This is a genomic window from Micromonospora sp. NPDC051924, assembly GCF_055586005.1.
The window spans coordinates 41,855-54,967 of record NZ_JBVJJA010000009.1 but is presented as its reverse complement, the minus strand read 5'-3'; the positions used below and the strand labels follow the sequence as shown (position 1 = coordinate 54,967).

20 protein-coding genes are annotated in these 13,113 nt (G+C 72.4%); all 20 read left to right on the top strand.

The annotated features are described in order from the left end of the window. The first annotated feature begins 17 nt into the window (after positions 1 to 17). The 20 genes from ACZ6S5_RS09660 to ACZ6S5_RS09565 all read left to right on the top strand — a co-directional run bounded on the left by ACZ6S5_RS09660 (position 18) and on the right by ACZ6S5_RS09565 (position 13,013). The gene (locus ACZ6S5_RS09660; RefSeq protein WP_465999533.1) at positions 18 to 947 is read left to right on the top strand and encodes a CpaE-like family protein; all 930 of its coding nucleotides are present in this window, start codon (positions 18 to 20) and stop codon (positions 945 to 947) included. A 63-nt stretch (positions 948 to 1,010) separates the two neighbouring features. Further along, positions 1,011 to 1,316 carry a hypothetical protein gene (locus ACZ6S5_RS09655; protein ID WP_465999531.1) on the top strand — a complete coding sequence of 102 codons (306 nt, stop codon included), beginning with the start codon at positions 1,011 to 1,013 and terminating at the stop codon, positions 1,314 to 1,316. A gap of 1,129 nt (positions 1,317 to 2,445) precedes the next feature. Then, a complete protein-coding gene (locus tag ACZ6S5_RS09650; protein ID WP_465999530.1) occupies positions 2,446 to 3,534 on the top strand; it encodes an AAA family ATPase in 1,089 nt (362 codons plus the stop codon). Then, positions 3,531 to 4,067, top strand: coding sequence for a hypothetical protein (locus tag ACZ6S5_RS09645; protein WP_465999528.1), 537 nt, complete (start codon positions 3,531 to 3,533; stop codon positions 4,065 to 4,067). The genes ACZ6S5_RS09650 and ACZ6S5_RS09645 overlap by 4 nt, the downstream gene beginning before the upstream one ends. Positions 4,068 to 4,139: 72 nt before the next feature. Further along, positions 4,140 to 4,457, top strand: coding sequence for a hypothetical protein (locus ACZ6S5_RS09640; protein WP_465999526.1), 318 nt, complete (start codon positions 4,140 to 4,142; stop codon positions 4,455 to 4,457). Between the two features lie 198 nt (positions 4,458 to 4,655). Further along, the gene (locus ACZ6S5_RS09635; RefSeq protein WP_465999524.1) at positions 4,656 to 4,898 is read left to right on the top strand and encodes a hypothetical protein; all 243 of its coding nucleotides are present in this window, start codon (positions 4,656 to 4,658) and stop codon (positions 4,896 to 4,898) included. A gap of 64 nt (positions 4,899 to 4,962) precedes the next feature. Continuing rightward, positions 4,963 to 5,409, top strand: coding sequence for a hypothetical protein (locus ACZ6S5_RS09630; protein ID WP_465999522.1), 447 nt, complete (start codon positions 4,963 to 4,965; stop codon positions 5,407 to 5,409). Positions 5,410 to 5,567: 158 nt separating this feature from the next. Further along, on the top strand, positions 5,568 to 6,575 hold the full coding sequence (locus ACZ6S5_RS09625) for a DUF2637 domain-containing protein (protein ID WP_465999520.1): 1,008 nt from the start codon (positions 5,568 to 5,570) through the stop codon (positions 6,573 to 6,575). Positions 6,576 to 6,589: 14 nt separating this feature from the next. Next, complete coding sequence (locus tag ACZ6S5_RS09620) at positions 6,590 to 6,994, top strand: hypothetical protein (RefSeq protein ID WP_465999518.1); 405 nt, start codon at positions 6,590 to 6,592, stop codon at positions 6,992 to 6,994. A 326-nt stretch (positions 6,995 to 7,320) separates the two neighbouring features. Beyond that, positions 7,321 to 8,286, top strand: a complete 966-nt coding sequence (locus ACZ6S5_RS09615; protein WP_465999517.1) for a recombinase family protein — start codon at positions 7,321 to 7,323, stop codon at positions 8,284 to 8,286. Positions 8,287 to 8,531: 245 nt separating this feature from the next. Next, positions 8,532 to 8,762, top strand: coding sequence for a hypothetical protein (locus tag ACZ6S5_RS09610; RefSeq protein WP_465999515.1), 231 nt, complete (start codon positions 8,532 to 8,534; stop codon positions 8,760 to 8,762). Positions 8,763 to 8,879: 117 nt separating this feature from the next. Continuing rightward, the gene (locus tag ACZ6S5_RS09605; RefSeq protein ID WP_465999513.1) at positions 8,880 to 9,944 is read left to right on the top strand and encodes a ParB/RepB/Spo0J family partition protein; all 1,065 of its coding nucleotides are present in this window, start codon (positions 8,880 to 8,882) and stop codon (positions 9,942 to 9,944) included. Between the two features lie 124 nt (positions 9,945 to 10,068). After that, positions 10,069 to 10,248, top strand: a complete 180-nt coding sequence (locus ACZ6S5_RS09600) for a hypothetical protein (RefSeq protein WP_091105807.1) — start codon at positions 10,069 to 10,071, stop codon at positions 10,246 to 10,248. A gap of 417 nt (positions 10,249 to 10,665) precedes the next feature. Then, positions 10,666 to 11,148: a hypothetical protein gene (locus ACZ6S5_RS09595; protein WP_465999511.1), complete on the top strand. Its 483-nt coding sequence runs from the start codon at positions 10,666 to 10,668 to the stop codon at positions 11,146 to 11,148. Next, a complete protein-coding gene (locus ACZ6S5_RS09590) occupies positions 11,145 to 11,405 on the top strand; it encodes a hypothetical protein (protein WP_465999509.1) in 261 nt (86 codons plus the stop codon). The genes ACZ6S5_RS09595 and ACZ6S5_RS09590 overlap by 4 nt, the downstream gene beginning before the upstream one ends. Next, the gene (locus ACZ6S5_RS09585) at positions 11,405 to 11,671 is read left to right on the top strand and encodes a hypothetical protein (protein WP_465999507.1); all 267 of its coding nucleotides are present in this window, start codon (positions 11,405 to 11,407) and stop codon (positions 11,669 to 11,671) included. The genes ACZ6S5_RS09590 and ACZ6S5_RS09585 overlap by 1 nt, the downstream gene beginning before the upstream one ends. A 15-nt stretch (positions 11,672 to 11,686) precedes the next feature. Continuing rightward, a complete protein-coding gene (locus tag ACZ6S5_RS09580) occupies positions 11,687 to 11,824 on the top strand; it encodes a DUF6011 domain-containing protein (RefSeq protein ID WP_465999678.1) in 138 nt (45 codons plus the stop codon). Next, a complete protein-coding gene (locus ACZ6S5_RS09575) occupies positions 11,821 to 12,084 on the top strand; it encodes a hypothetical protein (RefSeq protein ID WP_465999506.1) in 264 nt (87 codons plus the stop codon). Before ACZ6S5_RS09580 ends, ACZ6S5_RS09575 begins: the two co-directional genes overlap by 4 nt. A gap of 1 nt (position 12,085) precedes the next feature. Then, positions 12,086 to 12,496 carry a hypothetical protein gene (locus tag ACZ6S5_RS09570; protein ID WP_465999504.1) on the top strand — a complete coding sequence of 137 codons (411 nt, stop codon included), beginning with the start codon at positions 12,086 to 12,088 and terminating at the stop codon, positions 12,494 to 12,496. Positions 12,497 to 12,512: 16 nt separating this feature from the next. Next, positions 12,513 to 13,013 (top strand): hypothetical protein, encoded by a 501-nt coding sequence (locus tag ACZ6S5_RS09565; protein WP_465999502.1) that lies wholly within the window; start codon positions 12,513 to 12,515, stop codon positions 13,011 to 13,013. The last annotated feature ends 100 nt before the right edge of the window (positions 13,014 to 13,113 follow it).

The following is a 13,113-nucleotide window of genomic DNA, read 5'->3' as shown; positions in this document are numbered from 1 at the left end:
TCTACGAGGAGGAATGGATGGGCAAGGCATTGGTCGTGGCCTGGGGCCACGAGTACGTGGACGAGGTGGTGGACACCCTCGGGCCGGACGTCGAAGTAGACGTCGTTGTCGGGAAGCCGACCGTCGCGCAGTGGCGTGGTGCGCCGCTCGTCGTGGTCGACGCCCGCGTGCAGACCCTCGCGGCCGGGTTGCCGGCGCACCCGCGGATGGTGGTCGTCGCCCCGGAGAAGCTGGACGGCGACCGGCTGGCCGCCGCCTACCGCGGCTGGGCGGCCGACTACCCGGACGCCCCGGTCTACCACCTGCCGCACGGCGCGGAGGCCGTCCGCCAGCTGGTCGCCGAGGCGGCCAAGGGGCAGGCGCCCGAGGTGCGCGTCGGCGTGGTCGGCGGCCACGGCGGTGCCGGCGCGACGACCCTCGCGGTGGCGCTGGGGCTCGTCGCGGTCGGCGAGGGGCGGCGTGCGCTGCTCGTCGACGCGACCGGGCGCGGCGGCGTGGACGACCGGCTCGGCACCCCGGCCGAGGGCCTGCGGGTGGTCGACGAGCCGTTCAAGCCGCTGCGGGCGGTCGACCGGTACGCGGCCGACGTGAAGGTGGTCGACCTGGACCGGGCGCTGGACTCCGGGCAGGTCGAGGTGGCCCGCCAGTGCGACCTGGTGCTGCTGGTCGCCAACGTGCAGCGCAACGCGACGTCGACCCGGTGGGTCGCCGCCAAGCTGTCCGAGCAGGGCGTGCGGTGGGCGCTGGTGCCGACGTGGATGCACGACAAGCCGGCGCAGGAGCTGGCCGGCGAGTTCCGCGTGCGGTTCCTGGACGAGGTGCCGCTGGAGCCGCCGTCGGTGTTCTCCGACGGGCGGGTGCACCTGCTCGACCGTTGCCCGCTGCTGGACCTGGCGCGTGACCTGCTGCGCGCCGCGCCGTACGCCGCTGCCCGGGTGGCGGCCTGACCGTCCCCGGCGGGTGCCGTACATTGACGTTGTACGGAACCCGGCCGTGGGAGGAGAGGAATAGTGAAGGTGAACCAGGCGAAGCTCAAGGCGGTCACGCGGCGCATCGCGGCCGACCTGATGAAGCCAGGCCCGGTGGAGCTGCCGTCGATGGTCGGGCTCAAGGAGCTGGTCCGCATGTTCGGCGTGAAGGACAACACGCCGTACCAGTGGCGGTCCAAGGGCCAGCTGCCCAAGGAGGACGGCGAGGTCAGCAACAACCCGCAGTGGAAGCTGGCCACGATCTACGAGTGGGCCGAGACGACCAACCGGAAGATCGTGTGGGACCCGTGGGACGTCCTGGAGGACGTCGAGGACGAGGCGGCGTAGGTATGAGCACGCCCGAACCCACTGCGACCGTACAGATCGGGTGTAGGGTGCCGGAAAACGTCTCGACCCCGCCAGGCGGTCAACCGGCGGGGTCGAAATGGACGTACCCGGAACGGAAAACGGGTCGCACGCGCATCGTACGCCAGTTCGGGCGACGGTGCGCTGGCGGCTTTGCACAGAGAGGCCGCCTGCATGGTGGACCGTTGGACGGTCGAGCGTGCGGTCAGGAGCGAGGAGTGCGATCTGGAGCCCCCTGGCCGGCATCTCGTCCTGACGTTGCTCACGTGGTCGGAGCCGACCACGGCGATGATTCCGGTGCGGTTCACGCCGAGCTTGACCGACCTGGAGCACGCGACCGGCATGGCCCGGTCGACGGTCGCGGCGTGGCTGAACCGGCTGGAGAAGAAGTGGGTGTGGCGCGACCGGCCGAGCGTGGCCGACGCGCGGCGCAAGAAGGCGAAGACGGTCTACCGCATGGGAGTGCCGCCGGAGCTGTTGCGGGTGCTCACCGAGAAGGGGGTAGTTGGTCCGCGTGCCGGACCAGCCGCGCCCGAATCGCCCAGGTCTGGTAGTCCGGTGGACGGACCAGACAAGGGCGCTTCTAGTCCGGGTCGCGGACTAGAACTAGTCCGTCAGGCGGACCGAGTTAGTCCGCCACGCGTACGGAAGACATACAGGGAACAAGAACCGGTTGGGGTCCGCGCCGCGAGCGGTGTCGACCACCGGTACGTCGAGGGGCCGAATGGGTCCTGTGCCTATCCCGGGTGCAGGAAGTCGGCTCCGCTGCACGGGCCCGCGCTGCGGGCCGTGCACGAGGAGGGAAGGAGAGTGATGGGGGAGTGAGGGTGTACCTCGCGCCGGTCGACGTCGCGCAGTGCGCGACGTGCAGCGGCGAGCTCGTGGCCGCCGGAGACGACTGGCGGCACCGCGAGGGCACGGGTTGCACCGAGCTGGCCACGCCGGTGATCTGCCGGTACCGGGACTGCGGCCTGCCGGCCGCTGTCGGGAGTGAGGCTTGCGCGGGCTGCGCGGGTGCTTTTTCGTCGATCGAGGGTGTCAGGTCGCAATCCCAGACCGCGACCGTATAGAGTCTATGTAGGACCGACGTTCACGTGGAAAGGGACGAAGGATGAGTTCACGGTTCATGCCGGCCAGCCGGAAGAAGGCGAAGGGCCGGATCGCCCTCGCAGGACCCAGCGGCGCGGGCAAGACGCTGACCGGGTTGAAGCTGCTGTACACGCTGACCGGCGCGGTGACCGTCGCCGACGGCGTCGAGCGGATCGCGTTCGTCGACACCGAGCGGGACTCGGCGGACAAGTACGCGGTCAACCCGGAGCTGCCCGGCATCGGCGACATGACGCCTGAGCAGGCTGGCGGCTACGGCTTCTCGAAGATCAGCCCGGTGCGGTACGACCCGCGGCAGCTCGTCGAGCTGATCGACGAGGCGGCGGTGGCGGGCTTCACGGGCTTCATGCTCGACTCGGCGTCGCACTACTGGTTCGGGCCGGGCGGCATCCTGGAGCTGGTCGACCTGTTCGCCCGCAATCACGGCGGCCGGTCGATGGACGGCTGGAAGGACGTGCGCCCGATCGAGCGGGCGTACATCGAGGCGCTGATGAGCTTCCCCGGGCACGTCGTGGTGTGCCTCCGGTCGAAGCAGAAGTACGAGATCACCGAGGGCAGCGACGGCAAGAAGCAGGTGTCCAAGCTGGGCATGCAGCCTGACCAGCGCGACGGGCTGGAGTACGAGTTCGACCTGGTGGGCGACCTCGACCAGGGGCACTACCTGCGGGTGACGAAGAGCCGGTGCGACGCCCTGGCCGACCAGGTGATCCACAAGCCGGACGCCGAGCTGGGGTTGCAGCTGCTCGACTGGCTGGACAACGGCGAGCCGCCGAAGGACGTCGACTGGCCGAAGGCGCTCGCGGCGTGCGCGTCGCGGGAGGACCTGGCGGTGCTGTGGCAGCGGGCGCAGCGCCTCGGCAAGACGCAGAAGCTGCGGGACGCCTTCAACGCGCGGGGCGCGGAGATCGCGGCCGCGCGGCGGGCGGCCGAGGCCCCGGGCACCCAGCTCGACAACGCGCTGAGCGAGGCGGCGGCCGCCCGAGCGGCCGACCCTGACGCCTCGGAGGAAGCGGGCGCGCAGCAGGCCAGCGATGCCGGGCGGATGGCGCGGGCTAACGGTCGGCAGCCGGAGACGGCGGGGGCGGGCCGGTGAGCGGCGTGCAGCGGGCGGCCATGAAGGCGGCGGTGTTGAAGGCGCTGCTGGACGAGGTGCGCAAGGTCTACGACGTGGCCCGGGCCGAGGCCGACGGGCAGCTGGTCGAGCTGAACGACGAGCTGGGCGTGACCACGGTGCAGGTGAAGCTGCCCGGCTACGACGGCGCGGTGGCGCAGGTGACGCTCGCCGAGCCGAAGACGGGCTTCGTGGTCGACGAGCGCGGGTTCCTGGCGTACTGCAAGGCGGAGCACCCGAGCGAGGTGCAGGCGACCGTGCCCGAGCCGGTGGAGTCGGTGCGGGCGGCATTCCGCAAGGCGCTGCTCGGCCGGATGAAGGTCGAGCCGGACGGCACGGTGGTCGACGGCGAGACGGGCCGGGTCCTCGACTTCGTGGAGGTCGCGGAGCCGCCGCCGCCGTCGACGACGCTGACCTTCAAGAAGGGCGGCCGGGAGGAGGTGGCGGCGGCCTACCGCGACGGTCGGCTGGCGCTACCGGAGCTGCTGGCGCTGCCGGCGTCCACGCAGGAGTGAGCGGGTGCGGGGCCGGGCGAGGGGCGACCTTCGCCCGGCCCCGCTCCCCATCGGAGCCGGGGGAGGTGAGCGGTGGCGACCGACGCGAGGCTGGTCCGTGAGGGCCTGGTCGACGTGGAGGCGTTCGCCGCCGCCGCCGAGGCCGGCCCGGTGGGGGTGTGCGACGGCTGCGGCGGGCTGCTCGACGGCTCGGCGACCGAGGGCGGCGGCCTGGTGTGGCTGACGACCAGGTGCCGGGGCTGCGGGCGGGAGCGGACCGCCCCGGGCGGCCGGACGCTGCCGCGCCCCGCGGGCCGGCGGCCAGGCCCGCCGGCGTGGCTGCTGGAGGCGGCGGCCGAGCTGGACGCCCGGCGGCTGGGGGAGCGGCCCGACCGCTCACAGCCCGTCTAAGCCGGGCCCGGGGCACTGCCTCACTCCACTACCCGGCCGGGGTCGTTCGGCGCCCTCCGTGGAGGGGGGACGACCGCCATTTGTGTGACCCGCTCCACGGCCCGCCGCGTACATAAAACCTGTACGCCCGGAGTGTCGTCTGCCTACAATGAAGTTGTACGTTCCGCCCCCCATCATGCCTGTGAGGAGAGAGCCGAGATGCTGAGCTACGAGGAGATCCTGGAGCGCGCCCTGCTGGTCGCCGCCGAGGAGCTGCTGCTGGAGGACGCCGCCGAGACGATCGGCGAGGAGCCGCTGCGCGACGAGCGCGACGGCGAGCCGGTCGAGGTGCGCGAGGCCCAGACGCTGGCCGACGCGGGCTTCATGGCCGCCGAGAACGGCATCGTGCTGCGGCTGACCGACGGCCGCGAGTACACGCTGACCCTCAACCGCTACCGCTGACCGAGCCGGCGGGCGCGCCTCGAGCGCGCCCGCCGGTCGTCGTTCCTGACCTGAGGAGGACGTCGTGCGCGACTACACGATCTACCGGAACGCGGATCGCGTCCGCTGCACCCGCGACGCCACCGGCGTCACCTGGCACGTCGACTGCCGCTGCGGCGGCGTGATCGGCGCGCCCTGCCCCGTCTGCAACCCGACCAGCCCCGAGCCCACGGAGGCCAAGATGACCGCCCCGACCTGCACCCTGCGCGTGACCGTCCCGACCTTCAACGCCGAGTTCGTGCCCGAGCAGGACGGCGGGCCGTGCACCGAGCCGGCCGTCGCCCGCCTGGTGACCGAGCACGACGGCGAGAAGTGCGGCGACGGCGGGGTCTGCCTGTTCGACCCGGAGGAGGGCCTGGAGCTCTCGCCGTGGACGCAGGAGGAGCTGCTGTGCGCCAACCACCTGCACGAGCACGAGGCGGCGGTGACCGAGCGGGGCGAGCTGGTGGGGGAGACGCTGACCCGCCTGTGATGACCGACGAGAGCCGCCCGGGACCCCCCGGGCGGCCTCTACCCGTTGGAGGGAAACCGATGGAGAGCAAGACGGTGCCGGCCGTGCCGGCACTGCCGATGCCGGCGGCACAGCCGCCCGACGGCGGCACTGCCGCCGAGACTGCCGGGTAGGCCGGCGTGGTTCACGTGGAGAAGGTCGACCTGCCGGAGCGGCCGAGCAAGGGCGCATGGGTGTCGGTGTGGCTGGCGTTCGGTGCCGGCATCGCGGCATCGCTGGCGGCGAACATCGCTCACGCCGGGACCGGTGGCGTGGCGCGTGCCGTTGCCGGGTGGGCGCCGCTGGCCCTGCTGCTGTGCTCGGAGGTGATGACACGGGTGCCGCCACCGCGGCACAAGTGGCTGCGGCGCGTGCAGATCGCCAGCACGGTGATCGTCGCCGGGGTCGCCGCGCTGGCCAGCTATCGGCACATGAAGGGCCTAGCCCTGGAGTACGGCGAGGACGGCCTGACGGCGAGCACGCTGCCGCTGTCCGTCGACGGCCTGGTGGTCGTGGCGTCGATCGGGCTGGTGGTGCTGTCGCAGCAGCGGCGCGAGGCGGACGCGGCGGAGCGTGCCGCCACCCTGGCGCCTGCCGTGGTGCCGCAGCCGGTGCCGCCGGCCCCGGTGCCGCCGCCCCCGATGCCGGTGCCGGAACCCGAGCCGGTGCCGCTGCCGGACCCAGAGCCGGTGCCGATGCCGCCGGCCGCCGCCGAGCCGGTGCCGCTGCCGGACCCCGAGCCGCTGCCGGACCCCGAGCCGGTGCCGGAGCCCGAGCCGCTGCCGGACCCGGTGCCGCAGCCGGCGCGGGTGCCGCTGCCGTCGCTGGACGTGGTGGTGCCGCCGGAGCCGTGGCCCGCCCAGCAGCCGCTGCCGCTGCCGCCGCCGGACCCGGCGCCGGTGCCGGACGCGGCGACGGAGGAACTGTGGGCTGCCGCCCGGAAGGCGTGGCGGGAGTCCGCGGCCGCCGGCGAGCCGCTGACGGGGCAGACCCTCGGCCAGAAGTTCGGCAGGGGCGAGAGGTGGGGCCGGCAGCGCATCGCCGAGGCCAAGGCGGAGCTCCAGGCCAAGCAGGAGGCCGGCGGCGACGTCGCCGGCGACAGCGACCAGCAGGAGGCCCGGGTGCCGGTCGGCGCCGGGGTCGCGTAGAGGAGGAGAGACAGATGGTGTCGATGGCGATGATCGCGGCCGAGCGGGCGGCGCAGTTCCCGGGAGACCCGTACGCCTGGGTGATCACTCGGGACCGGGCCTGCGAGCTGGGCAGCATGTTCGAGTCGGAGGTGGGGACGTCCGGTCCCCGGCAGGCCACCGCGGAGATGGTCGAGCGGGCCCGGACCGAGGGCCGGCAGTTCCGGATGCTCGACGAGGGCGACACCGACCAGGGCGCGATCGAGGAAGGGAAGGACGTCGACCCGGCGGAGCGCGGCGTGGCGTACGAGGGGTTGATCTGGACCGAGGCGGAGCCCGGCGGCGACGCGGACTTCGGGCCGTTGGACGACTTCGGGCAGCCGAACTGGGGCTGCGTCGAGATCCAGTACCGCGACGGCAAGGAGTGGGTTTCGCTGTAGTGGCGAGCTGTCCGGTCGCGGTGGTTGAATGTGACCGGCCTCGTCCCACGATGCCGTGCGGCGGGCGGGGCCGGTCAGGGGAGCCGTCGGGGGACAGCAGGACCTGACCGGGCCCGCTCCCAGCCAAGAGCCCGGGACCTCCATTGGGGGGTCCCGGGCTCTTTGTGTCCGGAGTTGTCCGAGTTGCCTGTGAGGTAACGGTGTCCGGAAGGCGACAACTGCTGCGCGCAACTCATAGGTACCCGTAGGTAGCACGGTGCCATGAGGCACTGCTAGCTTATAGGCCGGCCGAGTTCAGGCCGGCTATTCGCGTGCTGGGGGTCAGGATGCGGTGCTACGGATACGACGAGACAGGACGGGAGATCATCGACGCCGAGGCGGCGGTGATCCGTGACGTCGTGAAGCGGGTGCTCGACGGGGAGAGTATGCGATCAACCGTCGCCGATCTACGGGCGCGGGAGATCACGACGTCGGCCGGGCGCCCCTGGACCCAGCAGTCGCTGTCGCGGCTGCTGCGCAACCCGCGGCTGGCGGGCCTGAAGACGTACCACGGCGAGGTGGTCGGCCAGGGCGGGTGGCCGCCGATCATCGACCAGGCCACGCACGACCGGCTCCTGGAGCTGCTGGACGCCCCGGAGCGCAAGCAGCCGCACGCGACGAACGTGCGGAAGTACCTGCTGTCCGGCGGGTTCCTGGTGTGCGGCTACCCGTTGCCGGATGAGACCGGGGCCGGCACGCACATCGACGGGAAGCCGCTCTACACGCAGCCGAGCAACAGCGGCAAGCGTGGGTACGTCTGCCGGGCCGGCAGCCCGAGCTACGGGTGCGGGCGCATCCGGATCGCGGCGGAGAGCCTGGAGGAGGAGGTCGCCGCCCGGGCCCTGGCGCGGCTGGCCTCGCCGAAGGTGCGGGCCCGGCTGGAGCGTGCCGTGGGCTCGGCGATGAACGGCGCGGAGCCGATGAAGGCGGTGCTCCAGGCGATCGAGGACCGGCTGGCCGAGGCCGGCCAGGCGTACGCCAAGCGGGAGATCAGCCTGGTGACGCTGACGGCGATCGAGGCCGAGGCGAAGCGCGAGCAGAAGCAGGTGCGCGAGCGGCTGGCCCAGGCGCAGCGGTTGCAGGCGCTGCCGGCGACGACGCCGGAGGGCCTGGCGGAGTGGTGGGTCGACGCGCCGCTGGAGCGGCGCCGCGAGCTGCTGGCGCTGGTGCTGGACCGGATCATCGTGAAGCCGGCGACCCGTGCGGGCGCGACTCAGCTCGACGTCGATCGCCTGGAGTTCGTCTGGAAGTAAGGGGCAGACTCGGCCCCCACCGTTATATCGGTGTGCGGCGCATCCGCGTAACAGTGGCTTGGCGCTCGCCGCGTGAAAAGTATTTGCGAAGCGGGTTTCCGCCCTGTTGCACCCGGCCACGGTCCGCATAGGATCGGCTACGTTGATCTTCTTAAGGCGGCCTTAACCGCCCGCTGCCCTGTGGGGTCGCAGTGGGATGGTTGGTGCATCGAGACGGATGTCGGGGGGCTGAGACGTTGTACCGGATGCGCGAGATCGAGGTCCAGAAGCTGGCGGCGCGGATCGAAGCGGAGCTGGCGTCGGGTCGGGCGGACGACGCCGACTTGAGCGACGAGCAGGCGGAGAAGGTGGCGGACGTGCTGCGGCCGGAGGCCCCGGTCGAGCTGCTGTCGAGAGTGGCCCGCGCGGTGGCCGCCAGCCGTCTGTTCCCGACGTTCCTCGCGGCGGTGGGTTGCTCGACGGCGATGGCATCGTGACGCGCTCCACGGTCCGACGTACATAAAACATTGACGCCAAGATCGTCTTTTGACTACAATGAATGTGTACCGCTTGGTGCGACCCGTTCACTGTGGAGGAAGACGATGGTTGCGAGTGTGACTGCGAAGAAGCCGGCGAAGCCGGTCCTGCGGACGATCCCCGTCGGGAAGATCGAGGCGGACCCGGACCAGCCGCGCAAGCAGTTCACCGAGGAGGAGCTGGCTGAGCTGGCGGCCTCCATGAGGAAGCTCGGCCAGCTCCAGCCGGTCGCCGTGCGGAAGCTGGCGAAGGCGGGCACCTACCGCCTGGTCGTCGGCGAGCGGCGCTGGCGGGCCGCCCAGCAGGGCGGCATCGAGGAGCTGGCGGCGATGGTCTGGGAGATGGACGACGAGGCGGCGTTCATCGCGCAGGTGGCGGAGAACGTCAACCGCCAGGACATGACGCCGATGGAGGAGGCGGCGGCCTACGCGCGCCTCGCGGACGCCGGCTGGGAGGTCGAGGCGATCGCCGAGTTGTTCGGCAAGAGCCAGCCGTACATCGGGTGGCGGATCGACCTGCTGACGCTGATCGACGACGCGAAGCAGCTCGTCGCGAAGGGCCAGCTGCAGGTGGGCCTGGCCTGGTACGTGTGCCGGCTGTCCGCCGACCAGCAGCGGAAGTTCCTGGTGAAGTGGGCGCGCGGCGAGTTCTCGTCGGCGCGGGACGCGGAGGCGTTCGCCAAGGCGTGCAAGGCGGCCGAGGAGCAGGCCGGGTTCTTCCAGCTCGACGAGGCCGCGCACGACGAGGAGGCGCAGGCCGAGGTGGTCGCCAAGCGGAAGAAGGTGACCAGCAAGATCGACCGCCTGGCGGCGGCCGGCGAGATCCTGGCCGAGCTGGCGGCGATGGACGAGGTGGAGCTGGCGAAGGTCCTCGCGGGCGCCGACGGCGGCGTGGCCGCGTACCGGCAGCGCGTCGACCACCTGCGCACGGCGGCGGGGAAGGTGGCCACGAAGCTGCGCAAGGCGCAGGCCCTCGCGGCGGCGGTCAAGGTGGAGCTGGACCCGGAGGTCGTGGTGGAGGTGCCGGCGGAGCTGGTCGACGTGACGTCGACCGGGCCGATCAAGGTGGACCCGAACTGCGAGTGGCAGGGCCACGCCGACGCGGTGGAGGAGGCCGGCTTCTGCCCGGTGTGCCAGCACTGACCGGCGAGAGTGGACGCCCCGCGGGCTGACCCGCGGGGCGTTCCTCGTCCCGGCGCAGCCTGTGCGGGCGCGGTGGGAGTGCGTATGCTCCGGGCGTGGACGCCTGTTCGCGTGGAGCGCACTGATGCCGGTGCTCGGGCCGATCGACCTGACGCCGTGCGGGATCTGCCGGCGAGCCCGGGTGCGGGCCCGCCGGGGCGACCGCGACCCGGTGGTGCTGTGCCTGGCGTGCGACGGCGGGCCCCTGGTCGAGAAGGCCCGCCGGGTGCTCTCCGACGAGCAGCGGCGGGCTCTGAACCTGTGAGGCGGCGTCGCCGTGGCCGCCGGCTGTACGGTCGCAGTTTGACTGTGCGTGCTCTGTCCGATACAATGTCTATGTACGACCCTCGGCTGTTGGAGACGATCGGTGCGGAACGAGTGGTCACGGTCCTGTGGGCGTGGCCGCTGCCGTCCGGGCCGGCTCGCCTGCGGCAGGCGATGCGGCGAGCGCAGGCCGAGCTGTACCGGCAGGCGCGGATGCTGAACGCGGTCCCGCTCGGGCCGGCGACCTTCCGGGTCGCCCGCCGCGCGGTGTTCGACACCCACGCCGGTCCGGCGCTCGTCGCGGAAGTCAGGGCAGCCCAGCTGCCGAAACCGAACGGAGAGGGGACCCCACTGTGTCCGCAAGCTGTACGGCCGCAATGCTCGACTGCGGCCAGCGATGCACGAAGGGTGGTGCGCGATGAGCCTCACCACCCAGCAGGAAGAGCAGGCCCGCCAGGTGAAGGCGGCGCTGCCGGGCTACCTGGCGGTGCGGGAGACGGCGGCCGCCGTGCTCGTCGCGGCCGGGAAGGACATCGGGATGCGCCTCGACGAGCGCGACGCCCGAGACCTGGCCGAAGCCGTGGTGGACGCGATCCACAAGGGCGCGGAGGTGCGCGGGATCTCGTTCGCCTGCGACGTCGCCGACATGGAGATGGCCGCCCACGCGGCGTACCTGCTGCCGGGCGCGCGGGAGAAGGCCAAGAGCGGCGACCCGATGGCCCGCGCGGTGCTGCACGACCTGGAGATGTACGTCGACGGCGCGAAGAAGCTGCGCGACGAGCTGGTCGAGCGGCTGGCCCGGGTCGGCGGGCAGTGGATGGCCGAGCAGCAGAAGGTCGTCGCGGTGGTGCCGATGCCGGCGCCGCCGCAGGGCCAGCACCGACCCAAGGTGGCGGCGTGACCACGATCGTCGTGCCGCAGCTGGACCCGGAGCAGGCCGCCCGGATCCGGGCGGCGTGGGAGCAGCTGGGCCGCCAGCTCGCCGAACAGTTCAAGCCGCTGCACGAGGCGTTCCGGCAGCTCGGCATCGCCGTGCAGCGCGCTCTCGTCGCGCTCGCCCCGCTAGTCCGCCTGGCGGACCAGCGCCGGGCGCGACTGCGGGCGATGCACACGGAGTACCGGCGGCGGCTGCGCCACCGACGACGCCGGGCCCGGTAGTGGCCGAGCAGGAGACGGCGCGGGACCGGGCGCTGGCCCGGGCCCGCGCCACCCGGCGCGAGACGGGGGCCGAGCCGCCGCCGCGCCGGGGCCGGCCGATGGTGACCCGGCCGCCGGCGGACGCCCCGCCGGTCGACGACCGGGTGGCGACCCTGGCCACGGCGTACCTCGTCGACGGCTACAGCGCCGACGAGGTGGCCGAACGGCTCGGGGTCGACCGCGGATGGTGCCGGGGGATCGCCGCCCGGCTGCGAGGGAGGAGGTAGCTGTTGCCTGACCAGGTGGCGGCCAGCCCCGACGAAGAGCCCGTGGAGTGCGAGGACTGCGGACGTCCCCTGCGGACGAAGCGGGCTCGCGCCGAGCGGGTCGGACCGAAGTGCCGCATCAAGCGGCTGGGGGCGATGGGAGGAGCAGCGTGACCGCGATCCTGAGGTTCCGGGGCGGGGTCTACACGCCGATGGTGCAGGCGAAGGCGGTCCTGCCGCTGCCGCCGCTGCCGGACGGCGAGACGGTCGACGTCACCCACGGCGACGCGATCGTGGAGCTGGAGCTGCTCACGATCACGGGTCCGCCGTCGGTGGTCGCGTCCGCAGTGGACGCGCTGGGCGCACACCTGGACGAGCTGGTGCCGACGCTGGCCCAGCTCTACGACGAGTCCACGCCTCAACATGGAGGTTGAGTTGCAGCTGTTCACGAACCGCTACCAGCGGTTCAAGCCCGATCAGGGCGCGCCGGTCCGGTCGACGGTCGGTGCGCCCCGGTTCCCGCTCCCGTACGACCTGGCCGGGTACGCCCGGCTTCTCGCGCCGAGTTACGGAATGTTGAAGATGGCGCAGGGGCCGTACCGGCACATCTACCTGGAGCGGCTGGAAGCAGCCGGCGTGGATCTGATCTCCGATCAGTTCGCGGAGATCGCCGACGCGGCCGGCACCGAGCGGCTGGTCCTGCTGTGCTTCTGCGACCTGAACGTGCCGCCGCCGGACAACTGGTGTCACCGGCGCATGTTCGCGGCCTGGTGGGAAGACCAGACCGGCCGGGAAGTGCGCGAGCTGGACCGGCGGCCCGAGACGCCGGCCGCGACCCTGTTCTGACGACGAAGGAGTTCACGTGGAACTGACTCTGGAGAAGCCACCGGAGGCGGGCGTGCCGCTCGACCTCGACCCGCACCGCGAGCCCAGCGAGTCCGGGTACTTCGCGGGGGAGTGGCTGGAGTACCCGTACGACGGCGGCCGCCGGTTCGAGTCGGCGTACGCCGGCACGCTGGTCCGGCACTGGAACGGCTGGGCGGTGTGGTCCTGCACCCGCGACGTCGCCGCCGCGGTGGTGACCGACCAGGAGGCGGCCCGCCGGCACTGGCGGGCGGTGTACCAGGCGCAGGGCATGACCGAGCCGAGGCTGAGCCGGGCGCTCGACGCGGACGTGCCGGAGATGCGGTGGGACGGCGACGTGATCGTGGTCGACCGCCGCGCGTTCGGCGAGGACGAGCCGGAGCTGCGCATCGAGCCGGACGAGCACGGCCGGTACGTTGTGATGGGCGGGATCTGGACCTGGGAAGAGGTGCCGGTCGACGAGGCCGACACGGTGCACGGGGTCGCTGAGCGACCGTAGCCGTACAGCTGGGGGCCGGTCCGCTGGGCCGGCCCCCTTCGCGTGGGCAAGATCAACGGTGTTCCCGGCGGGAACACGGCGGGGAACAGAGGGCTACAAG